The sequence below is a fragment of the Mesorhizobium amorphae genome (genome assembly GCF_014843845.1).
Lineage (GTDB): Bacteria > Pseudomonadota > Alphaproteobacteria > Rhizobiales > Rhizobiaceae > Mesorhizobium > Mesorhizobium amorphae_A.
The window spans coordinates 77589-101843 of the sequence record NZ_JHQS01000024.1 but is presented as its reverse complement, the minus strand read 5'-3'; the positions used below and the strand labels follow the sequence as shown (position 1 = coordinate 101843).

Sequence of the window (24255 nt, the reverse complement as noted above, 5' to 3'; positions counted from 1 at the left end):
GGACGGCCTCACAGCATGTCGCTTCGCGCGTCGAGCGCATCGCGCAACCCGTCGCCGATGAAGTTGAAACTGGTGACCGCCAGGGTGATCGCGGCGCCGGGAACGATTGCCAGCCACGGCGCGCTGTCGAGATATTGCTGGGCGCCGTTCAACATGTTCCCCCAGCTAGGCAGCGGCGGCTGGATGCCGTAGCCGAGGAAGCTGACATAGGCCTCCAGAAGGATGGCGCGGGCAACGGTAAGCGTGGCCGCGACGATGATCGGGCCGATCGCATTGGGCAGCAGCTCGCGAAACATGATGTGGCTGTTGCTGAGCCCGAGCATGCGGGCGGCGACGACGAAGTCACGTTCGCGCAGCGAACGCACTTCCGCCTCGACGATGCGCGCGATTTCCATCCAGCTCGTTGCCGCGATGATCAGGGTGATCATGATCGGGCTCGGCTTGATGAAGGCTGCCATCGCCAGCAGCAGGAAGATATTGGGAAAGGACAGCATCGCGTCGACGAAACGCATCAGCACCGTGCCGATGCGGCCGCCGAAGAAGCCGGCAGCAATCCCGAGCACGGTTCCGAAGACGGTGCTGATGACCATCGCAGCGAAGCCGACCAGGAGCGAAATGCGGCCGGCCATGAACAGGCGCGCCGCGATGTCACGTCCAAGCGGATCGGTGCCGAAGAAATGATAGCCCGTGAACGGCGGCGAGAATCGGCCACGCAGGTCGATGTAGAGATCGTCAAAGGGCAGCAGCCAAGGTCCGAAGACGCAGGCGAGGACCAGGACGATGATCATCACCAGGCCGAACATCGCCAGTCGATGACGGGCGAATCGGCGCACGCTGCGGCTATGCCACCAGCGTTGCCTGGTGTGGGTGGGGATGAGGAAATCCGACTGGGTCATCTCTTCGTTCCTCAGCTCAATCGAATGCGCGGATCGACGAATGCGACGGTGAGGTCCGCGGCCAGATTGCCGACCAGGACGAGGACTGCGGACATCATCAGCAGGCCCATCACGACGGGGTAGTCGCTGTAGCCGAGACTATCGAGGAACAGCCGCCCCATGCCGGGCCAGGTAAAGACCGTTTCCGTCACCAATGCGCCACCCAGTATTGTCGGCAGTTGCAGCCCCAGCAGGGTGATCATCGGCAGCAGGGCGTTGCCGAGGATATGGCGAAGCAACACGCGTCGGGAACTCAGCCCCTTGGCCCGGGCCGTTCGAACGAAATCCTGGCTGATGACGTCGATCGTCGCGGTGCGCATGTAGCGGCTCCACACGGCGATATTGACCAGCGCAAGAACGACGCTCGGCATGATGAGATGGATCGCGTAATCGCCGAGCGAGCCATCGCCGATCGTGTACATGTTGCCGGCCGGCAGCCATCTGAGCCGTAGCGAGAAGATGTAGATCGCGATCAACCCGAACCAGAATGTCGGGATCGACAGCGCCACCATCGCGCCGACGGTCGCGGCATAGTCGAAGATCGAATATCGCCTGAGCGCGCCCAGTACTCCGATCCAGGTGCCGACAAGAATGGCGATCGCGGTCGATACACCCATCAGCAGCAATGTCGCGACAAGGTGCTCCCAGATGATGTCGAGCACGGGCCTGCCGTCCCGGTAGGAACGCCCCCAGTCGCCGCGTAGCAGATGTGCCAGCCAGTCGATGTACTGGACGGGAAGAGGTCGATCGAGTCCCATTTGCGAGGCGATGCGATCGAGATCGGCCTGTGTCATCCCTGGCGTCAGGGTGAATTGCGAGAGCGGTCCGCCCGGAGCCAGATTCAGGACGGCAAAGCCGATCACCGAAACCAGCAGGAGCAGGACGAGGCTTTGCCAGAAGCGTCCCAGCAGATAGCGAAGCATGCCGGTTGTCTCCGTTTTGCTGTCCGTCGGTTACAGGCGCGCCAGAGAGGCGCGGCCACGCAGGCCGAGCCGGTCATTGCCGGCCCGGCGTCTTTTGTGCTTCTATGCCCAGTACCAGGTGGCCACGTCCCAGGAGTCGATGCGCACATTGATGTTCGGCACGACGCCTTCGACACCGGACTTGTGTCCGCGGACCGTCGCGTATTGGAACATCGGCAGGAATGGCAGGTCGTTGCGCACGGTCTCCTGGATTTTCAGGTAAGCCTGCTTGCGTTGCTCCGGCACGAATTCGACACCGCCGGTATCAAGCAGCTTGTCCACCTCTGGGCTGGCATACTGCCAGGTATTCTGGCCGGAGCCGCCCTTGGCCGGAATCGACTTCGAGCTGAGGTAGTCCGAAGTGTCGGGATCGGAGCCCGTCAGGAAGTTGATGCCGACGACGACGGAATCGAATTCCGACTTCATCCAGTAGTCGCCCCACATCACCGCCGGCGGCAGGTTGGAGATCACCACCTCGACGCCGATGTCGCGATACGATTGCTGAATGAACTGCTGCGCCTGTTCGCGGATATGATTACCCGCCGTGGTCGAGTTCTTGAACGAGAGGCGAACACCGTCCTTGACACGGATGCCGTCCCCGCCAGGAACCCAGCCGGCGTCGTCCAACAGTTTCTTTGCCTTGTCCAGATCGTATTCCTGCTTCGGCAAATCGGGATTGTAGTAGAAGGACTGCTGCGGCATGTAGGTTTCGGTCGGGGCCGGCAGCCCGTAGTAGAGGGCGTCGATGATCGTCTTCTTGTCCAGCGCATGGTACAGCGCCTGACGAACGGCGAGTTCCTTGAACTGCGGGCGCTCCATGTTGAAGCTGAGCGATTCGATCGTGGCGGCGGGAATGACGGTGACCGCGGTGCCGCTCAATGCCTTGGCTTCCTCATAGTGGTCGGCCGTGATCCACTGCAGTCCGATGACGTCGATGTCGCCGGTCTTGAACTGGGTGTAGAGCACGGTCAGATCCGGAATGTACTTGTAGATCAGGCTTTTCAGGTAGGGGCCGTCGGCGAAGTAGTCGGTGTTGGCGGCCAGTTCGATATGGTCGCCGGCCATGCGTTCCACCCACTTGAACGGGCCGGTGCCGATCGGGGCATTGTTGAACGGCGCGGTGTTCTTGTCCTCCGCCGCACCGAGCACATGTTTGGGAACGATGAAGGTCGCGGCCAGGATCGACGGGTAGGGCGCGTAAGGCTCCTTCATCTTCCATTTGATCTCGGTTGGCGAGACGACCGTCAGATCCTGGACAAGTTCGTGGCCGGCGCGTCGCCAGCTGCGAAACTTCGGGTCGACCAGCAGTTCGAGCGTGAACTTGACGTCCTCGGCGGTGAACGGCTGTCCGTCATGCCATTTCACGTCGTCGCGCAGCTTGACGTGCCACTCGAGCCCGTCGGCAGAGATGCCGCCGTTTTCGACGGTCGGCACCTCCTTGGCGAGCGCGGGGAAGAAATTGCCCTTGGGATCGACGCCGAAAAGCGGATCGAAGACACTGAAGTGGATGCCTTCGTCGACCTCGATGTGCGGCAAATGCGGGTTGAAGACGGTGGGCTCCTGGGAAAAGCCGACGATCACCTGTCCCTTGGGCTCGCTCGGCGGCGTTGCCGCGAGGGCCCTGCCTGCTCCCGTCAGGCTTGGCATGGTCAGGCCGGCGGCACCGGCGATTGCCATTCCAAGCGCCTGACGACGCGTTGGTCGAAAGGTAGTGCTGCTGCTCTTGTCTGACATTGGAGGCTCCTTTTTTAGTGTTCCACTTTCGCTGCGTCACGCTCTCTTGTCGGAGCGCTTATAATCCAGTGACCGGTGCGACCTTCGATCCGTCCGAAAACCGCGACCACCGGAAATCCCTGGGATCGACGATCGGTGGCCGCCCGGTGACGATGTCCGCCATCAGCCTGCCTGCCGCGGGCCCGATGCCGAAACCATGGCCCGAGAAACCGGTCGCCACATGAAAGCCGGGAACGTCGTCGACGGCCGAAATGACGGGGACGGCGTCGGGCGTGACGTCGATGTAGCCGGCCCAGCGCTGAGCCACTTCTGCCTTTTCCAGAACCGGAAATGCCTTGCGGGCATTTGCAAGAACGCGCTCCGAGCTTTTCTTGGAAGGCTTGGGATCGAGCACGCGGCAGTATTCGAAGGGGCTCGCCTCATCCATCGCCCAGCGAGTCGGCATCCTTGCCTCGTCAAGGAAACGGCCGCCCAGGCGGAATTGCAGCGATCGCCACTCCGTCTTCCAGGCCGGAAGAAAATCGCGCGCATAGCGAAATGAGTTCGGCACGATGTCGACGAGATTGCTCATGCTGGAGGCGACGGTGTAGCCACCGTCCTGGCGCTTGCGTATGGCGAAGTTGTTAGCCCACACGGCCTGGTCCGGTCCGTTCTCGACCGGGGTCGTGCGAAGAACCGTGTTCATGACCTTCAACTGCGGCAGGTCGAGACCAAGCGTTCCGCAAAACAGGTTCGACCACGCCCCTCCGGCAAGGACGACCGCCTTGCAGGCAATGAAGCCACGCTCGGTCACGACGCCCGAGACGGCGCCGTTCGTCGTCTCCACGCCGCGCACCGCGCATTCCGTCAGTATGGCGGCGCCGCGTTCGCGTGCGGCTTCGGCGATTGCAGGCGCGGCTTTCTGCGGCTCGGCGCGGCCGTCGGCAGGTGTGTAGAGCGCTCCTTTGACATCGAGATTGGAGCCGGGGAGGAGGTCACGCAATTCGCCGGCGCCGATCATTCGCGACTCGAACTGATAGCCTTCGAGATGGCGACCCCAGCGTTCGTGCTGGTCGTATTCCTTGTCGTCCGCGCAGGTGAAGACAATTCCGGCCCGGGCGTAGCCGGTGTCTCGTCCCGTCCGTTCGGAGAGCCTCGCCCATATCCGCAGGGCTTCCGCCATCAGCGGAACCTCGCGTGGATCCCGGCGGGAAATACGAACCCAGCCCCAGTTGCGGCTGGACTGTTCCTGTCCGATGCCGCCCTTCTCGCACAGGGCCACCCGCAGGCCTCTCTCGGCCAGCTCCAGCGCCGTCGAGGTACCGATGATACCGCCGCCGATGACGACGCAGTCCACCTCCTTTGGCAGCTCGGTATCTCCATGAACGGGGACGACGAACGGTCCGGGCATGCTCAGTAGGACTCCTCAAGCTGGCAATTGATGGAAAATTCGGCGACGCTCGCATGGTCGGGCAGATCGAGAAGCAGCCCGATGATGCGGGCGAGGTCATCCGGGTCGGTCATCAAGGCATCGGCGCGATCGGTGACGCCGCGGGCCATGTCGGTGGCGACGAAACCGGGACAGACGGCCGTGGCGCGAATTCCGAGGTCCCACCCCGCTTGCCGGATGCCGTGCGACAGCGCGACGGCAGCAAATTTGGAGATCGAGTAGGAACCTGCCGTCACGGACTTGACCCGCTTGCCCGAGAGCGAGGCGAGAATGATCACCCGGCCCGCGCTGCTCGCCGCAAGCGATGCCCACGATGCGCGTACCAGACGGCGCGGCGCCTTGACGTTGATCTCGAACATGAGATCGAGATCCGCGTCGTCGGCGTCGATGACCGACTTCGGGATCATGATGCCGGCGCTGGCGATAACCGCGTCGATCCGGTTGAAGGCATGGATGGTGCCGTCGACCCATGCCCGTTCGCTGCCGGCGTCCGCGGCATCGTAGGCAAATACGCGGACGCGCTCGGCATCGGCCCAGTCGGGCTGGACCGGTTTGCGCATGCCCAGCGACAAAGTCCAACCCGTTTCAAACAGGTGCCGCGCGCAAGCCGCACCGATACCGCGGCTGGCACCGGACACGAGCGCCACACGCTGGCCGGCTCGGCGTGCTGTGGGGTCCGTCATTGGTCGAGTCCCGCGGTGCGGCGGTAGACGCGTCGCAATATGTCCAGCAGACGCTTCTGGTCTTTCTCGGGCACATCGGCGAAGAAATCGCTGGATTGCTTGGTGGCGATCTTGCGCACCTTGCGGGCGAGGTCTGCCCCCTTTTGGGTGATGTGGAGTTCCTGTGCGCGTCCGTCGTCCGGCGCGGCCTGACGCGTGATCAGTTCGTGATCGATCATCTGGTCGACCAGCCTGCCCATGGCGGAGCGATCGCGCATGATGAGCTGCGCGATGACCGAGGGCCGTATTCCTGGATGGCTGTCGACAAGCAGCAGGGTGGTGATCTTGCCCGTTCCCCGGGCAACATCGAGACCTTCCAGGCGGTCATCGAGATCGCGCGAAAGCGCTATGTTGATGCTGCGGATGTAGAAGCTCAACGTGTCTTCAAGGACATCCAGCCCGACGGTCTCGACGGGATAGGGTGGACCTTTCTTCTTCACCGGCATCGAACACTCTCCAGAGACTGTTGTGGGCAGCCTTCATCGAGATCGCCGCAGCCCCATCCGGGGTTGTCGAGGGTCTTCGCAGGCATGATTGAGCGGGTAGTGGACAAATGCAACTACTTTTAGTGGACAAACGCAACTATTCTGCTCGACAGCAGACCTGGACGGGCACGCGTCGGCGACCCGATCGAAGAACAGACTTGCAGCCGCGCCTTTGCCAGCGCGGCCATTCATGGCTCAGGGAAGGTCAGGAGATCTTCGGCGTCGTCGTCGGCTCAGGCGGCGGGGACCCATTCCTTGCCGGGAATGGCGGAGATCAATAGCCTCGTATAGGGGTGACGTGGCGACCGGAATATCTGCGAAGGCGGGCCGCACTCCACGACTTCGCCGCGGTTCATCACCAGGATTTCGTCGCAGATGCGGCTTGCCACCCTCAGGTCGTGCGTGATGAAGATCATGGCGATCTTCATTTCCTCCTGGATGCTCGCCAGCAGATCGAGGATCTGCGCCTGGATGGAGACATCGAGGGCTGAGACCGCCTCGTCGGCGACCAGAACCTTGGGGTCCATCATCAGGGCCCGGGCGATGCCGATCCGCTGGCGCTGGCCGCCCGAGAATTCGTGCGGAAAGCGGCCATAGGCACCCTCGTCGAGCCCGACCAGATGCAGCAATTGCAGCGCCTTCGCGCGCGCTTCCTTGACGGACAGGCCGTGCGCCATCGGGCCGACGGTGAGGATCTTGGCGATCGTCTGGCGTGGATTGAGCGAGGCAAACGGGTCCTGGAAGATCATCTGGATGTGCGGCCGCATCGGCCGGAACTCGGAGTCTGAAAGCGCCGCTATATCCTTGCCGTCGAACAGGATGCTGCCCCCGTCGCTGTCCAGGAGTTTCAGCAGGACGCGGCCCAGCGACGACTTTCCCGAACCGGACTCGCCGACGATGCCGAGCGTTCTGCCCTGGCGAACCTCGAAGCTGACCTGCTTGACGGCGTGCACGATGCGGGACCGCGAGAAGAAGCCGATGCCCGGCCGGTAGGTCTTGTCGAGTTTCTGCACCTCCAACACGATCGGCGCATCGTCACGCGCCTTCGTTTCGTTCTCAATCATATGCGGGACGGCGGCGATCAGTCGCCTGGTGTAGGGATGGCTTGGATTGCCAAGCACGTCGGCGGCGGTGCCCTGTTCGACCATCGCGCCTTTTTCCATGACGATGACGCGATCGGCGATTTCCGCGACGACGCCAAAGTCGTGCGTGATGAACATGACGCTCATGTTCTTTTCGCGCTGCAGCCGCCGGATCAGGGCAAGAATCTGCGCCTGGGTGGTGACGTCGAGAGCCGTCGTCGGCTCGTCGGCGATCAAAAGATCGGGCTCGAGCGCCAGCGCCATGGCGATCATGACGCGCTGGCGTTGGCCGCCGGAGAGCTGGAACGGATATTGGTGCCGCAGGACCTCCGGCTCCGGCAGGCCGACTTCGCCAAGCAGGTCGACCACCGCCTTGACGCGGGTCGCCGAGGTGCCGGACTTGTGTGCCTCCATCACCTCCGCCACCTGCTGGCCGACAGTCATCAGCGGATTGAGCGCCGAAAGTGGATCCTGGAAGATGATGGAGACCGAACGGCCGCGCAGGCTCCGCATCACACCTTCCCCGGCGCTGGCGAGATCGTGCCCCTTGAACCGGATGCTTCCCCGCGCAATCCGCACCGAAGACGGCAGCAGGCCCATGATTGCATTTGCTGTGACCGACTTGCCGGAGCCGGACTCGCCGACGATGCAGAGCATCTCGCCCTTGCGCATGTCGAAGGTTATGTTTTCGACAGCGTTCTCACGCTCCATGTTTGCGGGCAGGCGGACGGTCAGGTTTTGAACAGAGAGAACAGTTTGCTCACTCGGCTCGCGGGAAGTCGTTTCGCTCGGCGGCATGGCTGGCCTCTCGAAATCCAGTGATCAGGCTGCGCATACTAGCCGCACCTCCCACCGATAGCGCAAGCCCGCATTTGCAAGATTGAGCGTTGTTGCTCTGTCGAGGCGGCGCGTCTCCGCCCGCAGCGGGCAATTGCAATGACAGTGCTGCTCGTTGTAGCCATTCTGGCCGCCTGATCTTGGAGGAGACGTAGCATGGACCGATTCACCGGCGGTTGCCTGTGTGGCAACGTCAAAATTGTGGCGTCGGGACGTCCATACCGGGTCGGCATTTGTCATTGTCTCGACTGCCGCAAGCATCATGGCGCCCTCTTTTATGCTGCAGCAGTGTTCCCTCAGGATGCGGTGACGATCGAGGGCGAAACACGCGACTACGCCGGGCGGTTTTTCTGTCCCCGCTGCGGCTCGTCCGTCTTCGCACGCACCGGGGACGAAATCGAAGTGCACCTTGGATCCCTGGATGCCCCTGACCAACTGACGCCAACCTATGAACTCTGGACCGTTCGTCGCGAGTCCTGGTTGCCGCCGTTTCCGCTCACGAGACGATACGAGCGCGACCGTGACGCCACGAGTCGCTTTGAGGAGTAGGCGGCACGACCGGCAGCCTTCGGATCGAATGGCCGGTTGGAAGATAGCGCCGGCGTGTCACTCCGGAAGGCCGGCTTTGCGGAAGCCATCGACGAAATGCTCAAGCGTCGCAGCGTCGCGGAATGGCTCCGTCCAGACCCAGTGGCGGGTTGTGAAATGCGGATTGCCGACGAGGAACATTTCGACCTCTGCGCGCGCCTCGTCGAGCCGGCCGAGTTGCGCAAGGCTTGCCGCCAGGAAACGGCGTGAGCTTGTGCGATAGGTCTCGTCCCTGCGCAGTGTTTCGACAGCGGCTTCGTAGTCGCGCGCCGCATATTGCGCCTGGCCGAGCGTCAGATAGTACCAGCTTGCCGGAAACGGGTTCAGCCGGAACGCCTTGCGAATGTGCTCGAGGCCCTCCTCGAGCCGCCCGCCCAAGACCTCGATGTCGGACAATGTCGCCCAGGCGTCGGCCTCGTTCGGGTCGAGCTCGAACGCCCTGGCAAATTCCGCATCCGCCTCGGCGAAGCTATGCTCATATGCAAGCAAATTGGCCAGCACCCAATGGCAGCCGGCATCGTTGGGATCGATCGCTACAGCCTTGCGCGCCAGTTCCAGAGCAACGCTACGATTGGGTTCGATGGGTTCGCCCCAATGCACCCATCCCATCCAGTGGTTCATGGCAAGCCAGCGATAGGCCTCGGCGTAATCCGGATCGAGCGATACCGCGCGCGTCAGCATCAGATGCGCTTCCCGCGCCGTCTGCGGCGAATCGTCGATCAGCTTGCGCGCCCGCACGCAGAGATCGTAGGCCTCGAGATTTCTGGGGCGATTGCGCGGCGGCGGCGCACGCAGCCGGCCAAGCAACGCCTCCACGATCTTGGCCGTCACCTCGTCCTGAACGGCAAAAATATCCTCCAGGCTGCGATCGAAGCGTTCCGCCCATAGATGTTCACCGCTCACCGCGTCGACCAGCTGGGCGTTGATGCGCACCCGCCCCGCGGCGCGTCTTGCGCTACCCTCCAGCAAATAGCGCACGCCAAGGTCCTCAGCGATCTCGCGCACGTCCATCGCCTTTCCCTTGTAGGCAAAGGTCGAGTTGCGGGCGATGACGAACAGGCCGGAGATCCTGGACAGGTCGGTGATCAGGTCTTCGGTCAACCCATCCGCGAAGGAGTCCTGCTCGGGATCGTTGCTGAAATTTACGAAAGGCAGCACGGCTATCGATGGTTTCGCGGGCAGCGGCAAAGCTTTTCGCTTCGCGCCACCGAGCTGTTCGATGACCCCCGTGAAGCGATAGCCGACGCGCGGAACCGTTGATATCCATTCACCGCCGTCGGCGGGCGGACCAAGCAGCTTGCGCAGCTGCGCGATCTGGACGGTGAGGTTGCCTTCCTCGACGGCCGTGCCCGGCCACGCCGCGTCCATCAACTCGGCCTTGCCCAGGATCTCGCCGGGCCGTCCGACGAGCGCCGCAAGCAGCTTTAGCCCGCGATAGCCAACGGCAACGGGGACATCGTTCCGAAGCAGCGTTCCCGCACCGGAATCAAGCACGAACGGACCAAAGGCAAAGCGTTCTCCCTGCATACGGCGCATCTATAGAGCAATTCCAGAAAAAGTGTGAAGCGGTTTTGCGTCCGGAATTGCGTCAAAACAAAGAGTTAGAGCAGTTCGCCGGTTCCGTGAACCGGCGAACTGCTCTAACCCCGTTTGGAAGTTTTGAGAACTATTTGGGAGGGCTTAATTACGGCGGCGTTCGCATTCGGCAGAATTCAACCTCTTTCAAATCGTGGGTCCCAGACCCTCAAGCCATATGGAGGTTGCCATGAACGATACCCTTGCATCGGCCCCGCATCAGGCGGCGCGGCCGGGAACGCCCGTTGGGCTGGCGGAAATGCCGCGCCGGCACCTGACGACCCTGCGAAGCATTGTCGCGACCTGGCGCGATCGGACCTGGCGCGAGCGGATGCGCTTTCGTTGGGAACTTGAGCAAATGTCGAAGGACAATCCTCATTTGATCGACGATATCGGCCTGACGAAACGGCAGGTCGAGGCAGAGCTCGCCAAGCCCTTCTGGCAAGGATGAGACGAATGCTGCAAAGACGCTGGATCGCGGCGCCAGGCTCGCACGCGCGTTCGCATCGAGGTTCGCTGCCAAATCGGGAATTGAAGCACGACCGCGGGTTTTGGCCTTATGTGAGCCCGTGCCGGACGAGATGGCGAACGACCGGCGAGAACATCTGCTGGCCGATGTAAGATCCGGTTGTTCGCGTCCTCGAAGAGTGGTTCGGCGACGGCCGCATCATCGACTATCGCGATACCTGCCTGGCGCGCCTGAGCCATTATCGGCCGCTCGGCCCTGAAGACGATGACCGCATTTTTCACACCCAGCTTCGGGGGTTGCATCACCGTTTCGCGCCGCTGGCGATCTCGATCACCGTGTCGCCTGGGCACATGTTGATCACCGACGTGGATGCACGAGCGGACGCGGGCGCTTTCAAGGCCTACTAGGACGCCGGCTCAATGCCGTGGGCCCGCCACCATCCGGGCAATGCGCGTCATATCGGCGCTCATTTCGCGGTCGTCGTCGAGCGGGCTGACGAGCGCGCGCACGGCTGCATAAGTGCGTTGCGGCCCTTCGCCCATGCTGTCGACGACACCGCGCAGTTCCACGCCCGTCGCCGCAAAGATCAATTCCATCGCAACGAGATAGCGCAGGCGCTCGATGATCTCGGCCGTCTTGGCCACCACGCGTGGCGCCATCGACGACTGATCCTCGATGCCGTCCGAAACGGCAAGCGGGCTGAGCGACATCGGATTGGCCAGATGCCGGATCTCGGCCTCCAGGCCGGCAAGGGGTTTCTGCAATTCGGCATAACCCTGGCGGCTGCCGCCCCTGGCCGACAGGAAGCGCGGCAGTTCCGCCACCGTCGGCGACATCAGCTTCATGCAGCGGTTGGCGGTGCCCACCGCACAATGCGCGAGGGCCTGGCCGAGCTGTTCCCAGGTCAGCGTCAACGCCGTAAGGTCGAAATTGCCGTTCGAGATGATCCGTTCGGCAGCAGGCAGGATGACCGGGTTGTCGCCGGAATGAGTCAGCTCGATCTCCGTCGCCAGCCTGGCCTGTTCCAACGCGTAGAGCAGGCCGCCCCACACCTGGGGCACGCAGCGATAGCTGAGCGGATCCTGGATGCGCCGCGCCGCATTCTCCTTCCACAGCCCGCTCCCCTCGAGCTCCGCCCGCAGCCGCGCGCCGATCTCGCGCTGGCCGAACGCCGGTCGCGCCGACAGTGCGTCCTCGTCGATTGCCGTCAGCGATGAACGGAATGCCTCGTAGTTGAGCGCCACCGCGGCCATCGACCAGTCGATGAGGTGAGCGACGTCTTCGAGGTAGAGGCAGGCCGTTCCAGTCGAAAGGCTGTTGGCGACGATGATGGCGTGGCCGTCCTTCTCGCGCAGGTCGAGCGGCTCGAGCCCGGCAAGCGCCAGCCCCTCGGCGGACGGCATGACCTTGCCCTGGAACTCCACCTCGCCGTCGCCGCGCAGAGCCCTCGCCATATGGCCGAGAGGTGCGAGGTCCGCCGCCCCGATCGATCCCCAGGCGGGGATGACCGGGTGGACGCCGGCGTTCAGCGCCGCCACAAGGCCCATGACCACACGCTCGGAGGCGCCGGTGCCGCCCGCGGCCATGCCCGAGATGCGCGCCACCATCATTGCCCGCACCGCCTCGATCGGAAGAGCCGGTCCGATGCCCATGCTGTGACTGAGCGGCACGCTATGCTGGAAGGCGATCAGATCGGCCTGCGCGAGCGGCGTATCGACACAGGCGCCAAGGCCGGTGGTGACGCCGTATATCGGCTTGCCAAGTTGCGTGAGACGCTCGATGACGGCGCGGCTTGCGCGGATGCGGCGCATCGCCTCCTCGCCCAACACCAGGCGGGCGTTGCGACGTGCGATCTCGGCGACATCCGCCGCGCCGAACGGCTTGGCATCGAGCATTATCATTCTGAGCGTCATGCCCTGCATGTATCCTATGATTGACGTTCAGGAAATGGGCGCGGTCGCCGTATTCCATGGATGGCTTCTGCGCCGGAAGGCTGTGAAATGCCTTGCGGCGGCGCAGGAAGAGTGCAGCCGCAATCATGGCGATTGCCGATGCTCTCGGTCTCGGGGATCAGCCTGCCATGGGCCTCATTGGCAGGTATGACCGCCGTCGATGGGCAGCGAAATGCCGGTGATCATCGAGGCCGCGTCGCTGAGCAGGAACACGATCGGGCCGGCGATTTCGTCCTCTGTCGCCCACCGGCCGAGAGGCTTGAGAAAAGGTTCGGCGACATGCGGCTGGCTCCAGTGGCCGGACGAGATCGGCGTCCTGACCACCGTTGGGTTGACGCTGTTGACTCGGATTGCGTATTTGCCCAGCTCCAGAGCCGAACAGCGCGTGATGTTTTCGAGCGCCGCCTTCGAGGAGCCGTAGGAAATGTGCCCCTCGAGCGCGACAAGTGCTGCCTGACTGGAGACGTTGACGATCGCCCCGCCCTTGCCGATGCGGACCATTTGCTGCGTCGCATATTTGGTGACCAGCAGCGCGCCACGCGCATTGATGGTGATGACCTTGTCGAAGATGGCGATGTCGGTGTCCATCGGCGTCGCGATCTCGCCGCCGAAACCGCCGCCAATCACGTCGCCTTGCCGACCACCGCGTCCAGCTCCATCTCGCCTTCTGAAATATCGTCGAACGAAGCGTAGTTCATGTTGTAGAGGCGGGCGTAGAGGCCCTTTGTTTCCATCAATTGCTCGTGGTTGCCGCTTTCGACGATCTCGCCGTTCTGCAGGACGATGATGCGGTCCGCGCCGCGGATGGTCGCCAGCCGATGCGCGATGACCAGGCCGGTGCGGCCTTCGAGCAGCTTTACCAGCGCCTTCTGGATCAACATCTCGGTGTAGGAATCGATACTGGCCGTGGCCTCGTCGAGAACCAGGATCTTGGCGTCGGCCACCAGCGCCCGCGCAAAGTTGATCAACTGGCGCTGGCCGAGCGAGAGATTGCCGCCGCGCTGCTCTAGTTCGGTATCGTAGCCGTCAGGCAGATGCTCGATGAAGTCGTGCGCGCCGACGGCTTGGGCGGCGCGCACCACCTCTTCTCGGGTCGCGCCGGTCTTGTGATAGCGGATGTTCTCCAGCACCGAGCCGGAGAACAGGAACGGCTCCTGCAGCACCATCGCCACCTGCTCGCCGAGCGAATCCTGCGTCAGGTCGCGGACATCATGTCCGCCGACCAGGACCTGCCCCGACCAGACATCGTAGAAGCGATGCACCAGCGCCATGGAGCTGGACTTGCCCGATCCGGTCGGGCCGACAAGTGCTACGGTCTCGCCTGGATTGACGCGGAAGGAAACGTTCTTCAGCACCGGCAGGTTCTGCCTATAGCCGAAGGTGACGTTCCTGAATTCGACCGAGCCGTCCATGTCGCGCGACAGCTTGACCGCTCCGTCTTTGTCGCTGACGTCAACCGGCACGTCGAGCACTTCGGAGATGCGCTGGCCGGAGGCCATGGCGCGCTGCATGACGCTGTACTGCATGGTGAGCGAGCGGATCGGGTCGAAGAAGCGCTGGATGTAGAACAGGAACGCCACCATGATGCCGACGTCGAGGCTGTGCGAGAGCACCATCGAGCCGCCGACGACGATGACCGTCGCCATGGCGATGCCGGTCAGCGTGTCGACGATCGGCACCATCACCTGCGCGTATTTCGCCGACCGAAGATGGGCGCGGAGATTGGCCAGCACCTTCTCGTCATAGAGGTCGAAATTGACATGCTGGCGTTCGAGGCTCTGCACCGTTCGCACGCCATGGATGCTTTCGGCCAGCGCGCCGTTGGCGATGGAGTTGGTCTCGTGCGCCGCCATGAAGGCGAGCTTGGCGCGCGGCAGCCAGAACAGGCGCACGATGAACAGCACCGGCATGGTTGACAGCGTCAACAGCCCGAGCCGGAAATCCAGCCAAAGCAGCACGCTGACGATGCCGAACAACAGCACGATGTCGCCCACCGACATCACCGACGTCTCGAGGAATTCCTGCATCGAATTGACGTCGCCCTGCAGGCGCGACATCAGCCGCCCGACCTCGGTCTTGTCCATGAAGCTCAACGACACCCGCTGCAAATGGCTGAACATGGCGCGCCGCAGGTCGGACAGCACATTTTCGGCCACCTTGCCGACGACGCTCTCCTGCACATAGCTGGCGGCATAGTTGATGAGGATGATGACCGCGAAGGCGCCGGTCGCAGAGATCATCACCGAGCGGTCGAGCCTGCCCGCCGCCATGCCATGGTCGATGGCGTAGCGGATGACCAGCGGGATCGCCAGTTGCGTCAGCGTGAACACCAGCACCGCGGCGACCGAGATGAAAATCCGGCCCTGATAGGGTTTTACGAAACTCCAGATACGCCGCACGATACGCGGATCGTAGGCTTTGCCGAAAACCTCTTCCTCGTCGCGGTGCGAGCCGACGACAGCCTTTGTCGGCCGCCCGCTGGTGTCTTCCTTCTCGTCGTCGTTCTGTGTCGACATCAGGCGGCTCCCGTGGCCGCGGGCCGGTCGTCGTCCGGCCGCAGCTGCAGGTCGTAGAGCGCGCGGTAGCGTCCACCGAGAGCCAGCAGTTCCTCATGCGTGCCGCGCTCGACAATGCGGCCGCCCTCGACGAACAGGATCTGGTCGGCATGCATCAGCGAGCTCAGCCGGTGCGAGATGATGAGCGTGACGCGGTCCTTGGCGAAGCGCTTCATCGCCGCCCGGATCCGCTGCTCGGTGCCGGCGTCGATGGCTGCGGTGGAATCGTCGAAGACCAGCACCGATGGCCGCAGCATCAGGCTGCGCGCGATGGTCAGGCGCTGCCGCTGGCCGCCGGAAAGCGACGCGCCGCGTTCGCCGACGACCGTGGTGTAGCCCGCGGGAAGGCCGATGATGTAGTTGTGCAGCTGGGCGTATTCGGCGGCCTGCCCGATGCGGGTCTCGCGCGCCCACGGATTGCCATAGGCGATGTTGTTCTCGATCGAAGTGGTGAACAGGAACGCGTCCTGCTGTACGACGCCGACCGCCTTGCGCAGCGATTGCAGCGTGACCTTGCTGATGTCCTGGCCGTCGATGGTGATCGCGCCTGAAGTCACGTCGTAGAAGCGCGGGATCAAATGCGCGATGGTCGACTTGCCGCTGCCGGGCGGACCGACAATGCCGATGGTCTCGCCGGACCTGGCCTCGAAGGAGATGCCGGACAGCGTCGGGCGGCTAGCGCCCGCGTAGCGGGAGCCGACATTGTCAAAACGCAGCACGCCGTCGGTGATGACGAGGTCCTTGGCATCGGGGGCATCCTCGATATCGAGTTCGGCATCGAGCAGTTCGAACAGCCGCGTGCCGCAGGTCGAGGCGCGGGCGAACGAATTGACCATCAGGCCGAGCTGGCGCACCGGCATCTGCAGGATGGTCATGAAGGTGAGGAACTGGGCCAGCGTGCCGACGCTGATCTGGCCTGCTATCACCTTCTGGCCGCCGAACCACAGCACCAGGCCCATGGCGGCCAGGAACGAGAAGTTCATGGCGCTGGTGTTGCTGACGCGGATGTCGACGCGCTCGGTTGCGAGGTCCAGCGCATCCTGCTTGGCGCGGTCGAACTTTTGCAACTCATGCCGTTGCGCCGCGAAGGCGCGCACGACACGGATGCCGCCGAGGTTTTCGTCCATCACCCGGCTCAGCACCGACAGCCGCTGCTGCAAAGTCAGCCAGGTACTGCGCAACGCCAGCTGGGTGACCGAGGACCGCCAGGCGACGAACGGCACGAAGCTCAGGCTGAGCAGCCCGAGCACGAGATCGGTGCTGATCAGCAGATAGGCGCCGACGCCGATCAGCACGCCGAGCAGCACCACGCGCAGGATGCCGGTGGAAAAGAACATGCGCACGCCGTCGAGATCGAGCAGGCCGAGCGTGATCAGGTCGCCGGTGTGGACCCGGTCGTGGAAGGAAAAACTCAGGCGCTGGATCTTCTCATAGAAAGCCAGGCGCAGTTCATAGCCGGTCTGGTGGCCGACGGCCTCGCCAAAGTAGTTCTGCGCCATGGTAAAGAGGCCGCGCAGGATGCTGACGACGAGCAGCGTCAGCGCCGTACTCCACAGCGCATTCTCCGCCGCGGTGCCGGCACCCGCGGCCATCACGCCCTGCGCCTGATCGATGGCGCGTCCCAGCAGGCGCGGAATGAAAAGCTGCAGCGTCGCGGCGATGAAGGTCGAGACGATGGTGATCGCGACCTGCCAGGGATGGCGCAGCGTCATGCGCACGATGCGGAGCAGGGTGCTAAGACCCTTGCCCCACGAGGCTTCCGCCACATGGGCAAACGATTTGCCGCGCTCCGGTGCGCTGCCGATGGCTTGCGTATTCAAGGAAAGTATCCAAACCAATCCGAGCATTAGCCCGGACGAATGAAGCAGACTCAATTAGATAGCGGGATGTTACGCTTGCCCGACTTGACCGTTCAGGTGCCAATGGCGGCATCGCACTGTGCCTGGGACGCGGATGCAGCATCGAGCCGACCGCGAAGAATTTCGGGTGCCGCCGTCCTACCAGCAAGTAAACCCGGCATCGACAGGCACGACGGCGCCGGTCATCAGGCTGGCCGCATCGGAGGCGAGGAACAGCACGGCGCTTGCGACTTCATGCGCCTGCCCCATCCGGCCCATCGGCGTGTCTCGCAGCCAGGCCTCGATCCGCGTCTTGTTTTCCGGGATTGCCAGAACCATCGGCGTCTCGATGTAGGTCGGCGCAACAGCGTTGACGCGCACGCCATGCGGCGCCCATTCGGCGGCGATCGAGCGGGTCAAATGATGGACGGCCGCTTTCGAGACGTTGTAGGGCGTCTGCGGCTGCGGCCGATTGCAGATCGTGCCGGACATCGATCCGAGATTGACGATCGAGCCATGCCGGGCGGTGATCATGTGCCTGCCGAACGCGCGGCAGCACCGGAAGACGCCGTTGATGTTGACGTCCATCATCCGTAGCCACAATTCGTCGTCCACATCCTCCAGTGAAATGCCGCTGCTGCCGATGCCGGCATTGTTGACGAGGATCGAAGCCGGCGTTCCTCGGGCAGCCAGCATGTCGGCAATCTCGGTCACTCTTGCCGACGAGGTCACGTCGCCGATCACAAGTTCGGCCTTGTGACCTTTCGCGATCAGCTCATCCCTTCCGGCGCTGCCGACCTGCTCGTCCGGTTCGATGATCACCAGCGAAGCGCCCGCCTCGCCAAGCGCATCCGCGCAGGCAAGGCCAATACCGCGGCCACCGCCGGTCACCACGGCGACCTCGTTGTCCACCCTGAAACGAGCCTGGTACATCGTCCTGCTCCCCAATTCCGATGCCGACTTGCCGTACTGTCAGATATCGAAGTTGGCCGGCAGGATGACGACGTCCCGGATCGTTACCGTGCGCGATCGCGTCAGCATGAAAACCAGGACCTCGGCGACTTCCTTCGGGTCAAAGAGTGTCCCCGCGGCGATCGCCCGGTCGAGGTTCTCCTTCGGCCAGTCTTCGACGAGCGGCGTCAGCACCGGCCCGGGAGCGATCGCGCCGACACGGATGCCATGTTTCGCGACCTGCCGCCTCAGCGCGTGGACGAACGCCTGAACGGCGTGCTTGGAAGCAGTGTAGATCGGCTCCCACGGCACGGCCGTGTGGCCGGCTACGGAGCTGGTGACGACGATGTCTCCCGTACCGCGTTCGATCATATGCGGCAGGACCGCGTGAACCGTTCGGAATACAGCATTGACGTTCAGGTTCAGCATCCGGTCGAAGGCGTCCGGATCGCCATCCGTAAACTCGCCGCCGATATAGGCGCCGGCATTGGCATGGAAGGCATCGAGCTGGCCGGCCTTGTCCAGAATGGCCGGCATCATGCCCGCCACGCTTTCTGGGTCGGTGAGATTGACCACCAGCGGGATCGCGTTGGCGCCCAGTTCCAACGCCAGGTTCTTCAACCGATCCTCGGCATAATCGACAAGAACGACGCGTGCCCCCGAAGAAAGACAGGCCTTGGCGCAGGCCAGACCGATCCCGGACGCCGCACCGGTGATTGCTATGACTTTTCCCGACAGATCCTGACTCATCTCAATCCTCCAGTTCACGTGTTTGGCCGCGCACGGTCGTGTCCAACCTTGTGCTGTTTTTCGGGGTCACGGCGATGAACTCGTCAAGCTGTTTGCGTGACGCGGCACCTTCCATCGGACCCTGCATGGTGACGTTGCGAGCGCCTGCGGCATTGGCGTATTCGAGGGCCTTCAACGCAGGCATGCCGAGACGCCGGCAAGCGACGTAGGCGCCGCCGAAACAGTCACCGGCGCCCGTCGGGTCCACCTCGGCAACCTTGAACGCCGGACAGTCAATCCGCGTGCCGTCGGCGCCGAAAAATCTGGATCCGTGTTCGCCGCGCTTGAGAGCAATCTCCGTCACGCCACGGGCAAAGAGCGCGGTGACCGCGGCGGTTTCGCCTTCGACACCGGCCGCCACGAACAATTCGTCTCCGGAAGGCAGGAGAAGGTCGGCGACATCGATGAGCTTGGCGAAGCGCTCCCGCGTTTGTCCGTGCCCGAGCAACTCCTTGCGCAGATTGGGGTCGAGGGAAACGGATCCGCCGCGCTGCTTGATGACGCCGATGGCATGATCCATCATCTCCCAGACACCCGGGATGGCAAAAGCGGTACCCATGACGTGCAGGTGTCCGGCCCGCGCGAACAGCGCCTTCGCCTCAGCCGTCAGGCTGATTAGTGCGGCCGCGGATTTTCCGATGTTGTAGACGAAGTCACGCGAGCCGTCGTCGCGATAGCGAACGAACGCGCTTCCGGTCGGATAGTCGGGGCTAACCGAGATGGCCGATATGTCGGCTCCGTCGGACCGGAGCCGTTCGATGTTGATGCGGCCGAAATCATCGTCGCCGACCGAGGCGACAATTGCCGCCGAGCCGCCGATCTTGGCGCACTGATCGATGAAGATCGCCGGCGCGCCGCTGGGGTAGGGACCGATGAGCTCGATCGGTTCGAGGAAACCGTCGCCACGGCTTTTCGCCATGATCTCCACCAGGATCTCGCCGATGACGACGGTCGGCCCGAGTGCGTCCGCAGCGAGCTTGGTCTGACTTGAAATCGCATCCGCTTGCATCGCATGGGCTCGGCTGTTGGGCACTTTCGAGATCGGAGACGCACCTGCCGCAGGTCTCGCGGCGCGCTCGCTGATCCTGGCAGCGAACAGCGGCCTGAGATGGTCACGATCGGGAATGCGCTGTTATTCCTCCGAAAGGCACACTATGGACATTTGTATGCTTATGCAACATATTAACCGGATTGGCGCCGTTAGTCGCGGCAACAAGGCGACCGCGCACTATCGCCCTTCGTCTGCCTCCGGCTCTTCGAATTCCGCCGTATCGTCGGCAAAACGCTGGCTCTCCAGAGACAGATAACGCTGGTGCAGCATGCAGGCTGCACCGAAAGCGGAACCGACGGTTCCGTCATCGTTCATTGTGATTGATGGGAACGGGAAACTGGATTCCTGGATGGCGTGGATATGTGCGGCCACCCTGGCGGCCATCAGCGGATAGAGCGCGGCGACCGAACCGCCCAGCACGATCCGGTCGGCGTCGATGATCCGGCAGGCCTGCACAAGCCCTGTTGCCAAGGCCTTTGCCCAATGCTCGGCGATAGAGACGGCGCTGGGCAGGCGATCCTGGACATCGGCAAGGAAGTTGCCGAACGCCGGATGGCTGACGGCGGAGGTCTTGCGGTATTCGCCCATGATGGTTTCAAGGCCGATCAGCTGTTCCAGATTGCGGCGCGGACCCGGCGCGTCGCTGATGATCAGGTGCCCGATCTCGCCCGCCAGCCCGTTGGCGCCGCGAAAAAGATTGCCGTCGATGATGATGCCGCCGCCGACGCCGCTCTCCATCACGAGAAACAGCGTTACGCCTGAATGCGCCTCGCTGCGCCCGTAGGTCGCGCCGATGGCGAATGCGTTGGCATCGTTCTCGGCAAGGACCGGAACGCGCAGCGGCAGGACGTCTCGCACCAGCTCGGCGAGATGAACGTTTCGCCAGCCGAGAAGCGGCGCCAGCCGGACCAGTCCGTGCTTGTCCATCTGCGCCGGCGTCGAGACGCCAAAGCCTTCGCATCGCTCCAGTTTCGACGCCGGAATGGATTGGAGGGCCAAGCTTACCGCGCGATCGACCGCGGCCTCGACGCTGATCGACGGTCCGTCAAACGGTTCCACATTCGTCGAGACGATGTTGGTTCCGAGATCGATCTCGACCGTGCTGATATGTTCGACGCCGATCTCCACTCCGAGGAAGAATATGGCATCCGGCACCAGTTCGAGCATGATGCCGGGGCGGCCGACCCGGGCATAACCCGGTTGTTCCGGCGGATCCTCAATGGCTTCGCGCACCAGGCCGTCAGCCGTCAGGCTGGCGATGATATGCCCCGACGAAGAGCGGTTAAGGCGCAATTTGCGTGCGAGTTCGGCTCGGCTCAGTCGTCCAAACTGGTGAAGGGCTCTCAGAGCCGCCACTTCATTGCTTTGTCGAATTCTGCGATGCGAACTGGCGGTCAACGCCGGGTCATTCACGTAGGTCTCTCCAGGCTACCTGCGATCCGCCAACTGCTAGCGATCGCAGGCCCTCATTTGGTACACGCCGCTCAAACATGCGGCAACTGGGAGGGTTTTTCGAAAACACGACCCACCAGGCGTCGTCTCGTGGAGGCTGCCCATGTGCGGCCTATGGGCGGGCGTTCGTCGTTCGCCGGCGAACCGCCTCTTGCATTTTCAGGTCGATGAAGGCCTTGGCGTGCTTTGCCAGCGGCATGTTCTCGGTCCAGGTATCGCGCCAGATCGCGCATGCCAGCGAAAGTCCTTCGTCGACCACGGCGCTGGAGAACGATTCGAAGGTAATGTCGCGCTCGTAGCCGATATCGAGCAAGGCATCGAAGATGCGATCGAAATCGATCACCCCGTCGCCGAGATAGCCGCGATTGCTTTCGCCGATGTGGAAATAGCCGATCTTGTCGCCGGCCAGACGAATGGCCGCCGCCGGGTTCGCTTCCTCGATGTTCATGTGAAACGTGTCGAGATGGAGCCTGACGTGATCGGAGCCGGTCGCCTTGATGAAGTCGAGGCCTTGAGCCGCCGTGTTCAGGAGGTTCGTCTCGAACCTGTTGACGACCTCCAGCACCAGATCGACGCCGGCCGTCTTTGCCGCTTCGGCCGTCCGCGCAATGGCTGCAATGCTGTTCTTGCGGCCGCGATCGCTTGGCATGGTCGAATATTTCGTGTGGGCGGAATAGAGAATGCCGCCAAGCTTGGTGCCGCCGATATCTCGAACGGCCGCGACCGCGCCCGCAAGCAAGTCCTCGCCTGCCTTGACGACGGCAGCATCCTCGCTCGACACGTCGGCGCCTGGCGGAAGGCCCATCGTGACGGCGATTTCGAGGCCCAGCGCCTCAGCCTTGCTGGCGAGGCGGTCGAGGTCGAATTTTTCGGGTCGCAGATACGCGAACTCGATCAGCTGATAGCCACAGGCGGCAGAATTTTCCATCGCCTCCTCGAGCATGGCCTGAGTGCCGCCGCCGGTCCAAACGAATGAATGAATGCCCAATCTGCGCATGTGAAACTCCTCCACGACGCAATCTATGTTGCATAGCACAACAAAATATCCAAACCAGGTTCATGTCAAGAGTCATACGAAGCGCGTAACGGTCCCGGCCGTTTCCGTTTTTCGTGCGAAAATGATTGACAGCTCAATGGAAAGCTCTAATTTGTCTCATTAAGCAACATATAAGTCTGGCAAAAACACCAGACGCATTGGAGGAGGATCTCGAGCCGGCGCCTTGAGTGCGCGGTACCTTGTGTCATGTTTTCGCCGGATGGCATCGTTCACTGTATTTGTTCGGCGACCTGTGCGCACTGAACGGCCTGCAAGGCCTGTGAGGATTGGTCACCGTCCGGTCAACGACGGTTTTCGATAAGCCCCCGGCAAGTAGGCGAAGGAGGCGTCGGCCTGCCGCCGAGGGAGGAGCCCTTGCCGAAGGGCTAGAGCAATTCCAGGAAAAGTGCGCAGCGGTTTTCCGTCAGGAATTGTGTAAAAACAAATACTTAGATCGGGGCAGCGATTTTGAAAAGCTGAACCGCTCTAGGGAGACCGCGGATCAAGCGGTCGTTGCGTTACCGGGAAGGAGCCACTCAATGAAGCCCGCTCTGAAGATCGTTCCGGACTTCGAAATGGTCATATGTCCGCCGGCGGAATCGTTCCGCTGGAACATGCATGGCTATCCGTTCTTCAAAGCCAAGTGGCATTATCATCCGGAATACGAACTGCACCTGACGCGAACGACCTCGGGCGTCATGATGGTGGGAGATCATATCGGGGAATTCGCACCAGGCTGCCTGGTCCTGACCGGGCCGAACGTCCCGCACAATTGGGTCAGCGATATTGAACCCGGGAAGACAATTCGCAATCGCGACATGCTGATCCAGTTCAGCCGCGAATGGGCCGATCGGGTCACCGGCTTCTGTCCTGAGCTCGGAACCATCCGGCCGCTCTACGACGACGCCGTCTACGGAGTGGAGTTTCGCGGGGCCACGGCCCTCGCTGGGCAGCGACTGCTCGCACAGATCGGCGCTGCCCAAGGTGCCGAGCGTGTGGTGCTCTTTCTGCAATTGATGATCACGCTGGCCCGCGATCCCGGCGATCGCCGCAGGCTCTCGCGGCTTGCGCCTACCTCCACGCAGGCGGAATTGCCGCCGGAACTCGACGTGGCAATGCGCTATGTTCTGGACCACTATAGCGACGATATCGACCTGCCGTTCGTTGCAAGGCTCTGTGGGCTGGAACCGCAAGCATTTTCACGTTTCTTCAAGCGGCAGACGGGTCACACCTTTGCCCGTTACGTCATCCTTGCACGCATATATGCAGCCTGCTCGCTGCTGACGCAGACTTATCGGCCGATCACCGACATCTGCTTCGAAGTCGGGTTCAACAACGTCGCCAATTTCAACAGGCAGTTCTTCAAGATCTGCGGGCGCACGCCGTCGGACTACCGGCGCAATGCCCACAAGATCGGGACCGAGGCACGCGCCGATCCGTTCAGGGAGATCCGCGCCTGGTCAGGCGGCGCGCGGGCAGTCGGCGAAAAAGTATAGATCGCCTGCAAACCACGCGTGGCACGGGGAGATGTCCCCGCACTAAGTTCATCGGAATGCCTCGGGGGAGCGAGGCCGCAGGCAGAACAAATTCTCGAACGCAGGAGGATCCGTGTCGCTGAGCTTTCATCTCAGGCACCGGTCGGGGAGGGTGTCTTTGCGGGAACCACAGCCGCCGTTTCGTTGTCTTGAAGGCGTCACGTCGCGCCAAGTGCTGCGTCATAGCGGCATTGCCGGCATGTGGTGGCGAATGGCGCCACGATCGGCAGGTCGGATGCGCGGCGGAGCCACTGCATTCGAGCGTCTGGACTTGGGTT

Annotated in this window: 20 protein-coding genes; 3 read left to right on the top strand and 17 right to left on the bottom strand. The window is 62.7% G+C overall.

Features of this window, described 5'->3' with window-relative positions; all coding sequences use genetic code 11:
• Positions 1–8 precede the first annotated feature (8 nt).
• The 7 genes from DH08_RS13415 to DH08_RS13385 all read right to left on the bottom strand — a co-directional run bounded on the left by DH08_RS13415 (position 9) and on the right by DH08_RS13385 (position 8147).
• Positions 9–896, bottom strand: a complete 888-nt coding sequence (locus DH08_RS13415; protein WP_192179753.1) for an ABC transporter permease — start codon at positions 894–896, stop codon at positions 9–11.
• 11 nt (positions 897–907) lie between these two features.
• A complete protein-coding gene (locus DH08_RS13410; protein WP_192179752.1) occupies positions 908–1858 on the bottom strand; it encodes an ABC transporter permease in 951 nt (316 codons plus the stop codon).
• 102 nt (positions 1859–1960) lie between these two features.
• Positions 1961–3631, bottom strand: coding sequence for a peptide ABC transporter substrate-binding protein (locus DH08_RS13405; protein WP_192179751.1), 1671 nt, complete (start codon positions 3629–3631; stop codon positions 1961–1963).
• 58 nt (positions 3632–3689) lie between these two features.
• Entirely contained in the window at positions 3690–5021 is a 1332-nt protein-coding gene (locus DH08_RS13400; RefSeq protein WP_192179750.1) for an NAD(P)/FAD-dependent oxidoreductase, read from the bottom strand.
• Positions 5022–5023: 2 nt separating this feature from the next.
• Positions 5024–5743 carry an SDR family NAD(P)-dependent oxidoreductase gene (locus tag DH08_RS13395; protein WP_192179749.1) on the bottom strand — a complete coding sequence of 240 codons (720 nt, stop codon included), beginning with the start codon at positions 5741–5743 and terminating at the stop codon, positions 5024–5026.
• Positions 5740–6228 (bottom strand): MarR family winged helix-turn-helix transcriptional regulator, encoded by a 489-nt coding sequence (locus tag DH08_RS13390; RefSeq protein ID WP_192179748.1) that lies wholly within the window; start codon positions 6226–6228, stop codon positions 5740–5742. Before DH08_RS13390 ends, DH08_RS13395 begins: the two co-directional genes overlap by 4 nt.
• 272 nt (positions 6229–6500) lie before the next feature.
• Positions 6501–8147: an ABC transporter ATP-binding protein gene (locus DH08_RS13385; protein WP_192179747.1), complete on the bottom strand. Its 1647-nt coding sequence runs from the start codon at positions 8145–8147 to the stop codon at positions 6501–6503.
• A 195-nt stretch (positions 8148–8342) separates the two neighbouring features.
• On the opposite strand from DH08_RS13385, the gene DH08_RS13380 reads away from it, so the two are divergent.
• Positions 8343–8735: a GFA family protein gene (locus DH08_RS13380; protein WP_192179746.1), complete on the top strand. Its 393-nt coding sequence runs from the start codon at positions 8343–8345 to the stop codon at positions 8733–8735.
• Positions 8736–8792: 57 nt separating this feature from the next.
• On the opposite strand, the gene DH08_RS13375 is transcribed toward DH08_RS13380, so the two are convergent.
• The gene (locus DH08_RS13375; RefSeq protein ID WP_192179745.1) at positions 8793–10310 is read right to left on the bottom strand and encodes a winged helix-turn-helix domain-containing tetratricopeptide repeat protein; all 1518 of its coding nucleotides are present in this window, start codon (positions 10308–10310) and stop codon (positions 8793–8795) included.
• Positions 10311–10539: 229 nt separating this feature from the next.
• On the opposite strand from DH08_RS13375, the gene DH08_RS13370 reads away from it, so the two are divergent.
• Complete coding sequence (locus tag DH08_RS13370) at positions 10540–10800, top strand: DUF1127 domain-containing protein (protein WP_192179744.1); 261 nt, start codon at positions 10540–10542, stop codon at positions 10798–10800.
• Between the two features lie 434 nt (positions 10801–11234).
• Here DH08_RS13370 and DH08_RS13365 read toward each other — a convergent pair whose 3' ends face one another.
• The 9 genes from DH08_RS13365 to DH08_RS13325 form a co-directional block, all read right to left on the bottom strand.
• Positions 11235–12731: an HAL/PAL/TAL family ammonia-lyase gene (locus tag DH08_RS13365; protein ID WP_192179743.1), complete on the bottom strand. Its 1497-nt coding sequence runs from the start codon at positions 12729–12731 to the stop codon at positions 11235–11237.
• Between the two features lie 174 nt (positions 12732–12905).
• Positions 12906–13397: an SDR family oxidoreductase gene (locus tag DH08_RS13360; RefSeq protein ID WP_345892386.1), complete on the bottom strand. Its 492-nt coding sequence runs from the start codon at positions 13395–13397 to the stop codon at positions 12906–12908.
• A complete protein-coding gene (locus DH08_RS13355; protein ID WP_192179742.1) occupies positions 13394–15286 on the bottom strand; it encodes an ABC transporter ATP-binding protein in 1893 nt (630 codons plus the stop codon). The genes DH08_RS13360 and DH08_RS13355 overlap by 4 nt, the downstream gene beginning before the upstream one ends.
• Entirely contained in the window at positions 15286–17172 is a 1887-nt protein-coding gene (locus DH08_RS13350; RefSeq protein ID WP_428338302.1) for an ABC transporter ATP-binding protein, read from the bottom strand. Before DH08_RS13350 ends, DH08_RS13355 begins: the two co-directional genes overlap by 1 nt.
• Before the next feature lie 150 nt (positions 17173–17322).
• Entirely contained in the window at positions 17323–18096 is a 774-nt protein-coding gene (locus DH08_RS13345; protein WP_192179740.1) for an SDR family NAD(P)-dependent oxidoreductase, read from the bottom strand.
• A 39-nt stretch (positions 18097–18135) separates the two neighbouring features.
• Positions 18136–18864: an SDR family oxidoreductase gene (locus DH08_RS13340; RefSeq protein ID WP_192179739.1), complete on the bottom strand. Its 729-nt coding sequence runs from the start codon at positions 18862–18864 to the stop codon at positions 18136–18138.
• Between the two features lies 1 nt (position 18865).
• Positions 18866–19912 (bottom strand): tagatose kinase, encoded by a 1047-nt coding sequence (locus DH08_RS13335; protein WP_192179738.1) that lies wholly within the window; start codon positions 19910–19912, stop codon positions 18866–18868.
• A gap of 219 nt (positions 19913–20131) precedes the next feature.
• The gene (locus DH08_RS13330; protein WP_192179737.1) at positions 20132–21367 is read right to left on the bottom strand and encodes an ROK family protein; all 1236 of its coding nucleotides are present in this window, start codon (positions 21365–21367) and stop codon (positions 20132–20134) included.
• Between the two features lie 151 nt (positions 21368–21518).
• The gene (locus DH08_RS13325; protein WP_192179736.1) at positions 21519–22403 is read right to left on the bottom strand and encodes a sugar phosphate isomerase/epimerase family protein; all 885 of its coding nucleotides are present in this window, start codon (positions 22401–22403) and stop codon (positions 21519–21521) included.
• 653 nt (positions 22404–23056) lie between these two features.
• On the opposite strand from DH08_RS13325, the gene DH08_RS13320 reads away from it, so the two are divergent.
• Positions 23057–23938, top strand: coding sequence for a helix-turn-helix domain-containing protein (locus DH08_RS13320; RefSeq protein ID WP_246800819.1), 882 nt, complete (start codon positions 23057–23059; stop codon positions 23936–23938).
• Positions 23939–24255 lie beyond the last annotated feature (317 nt).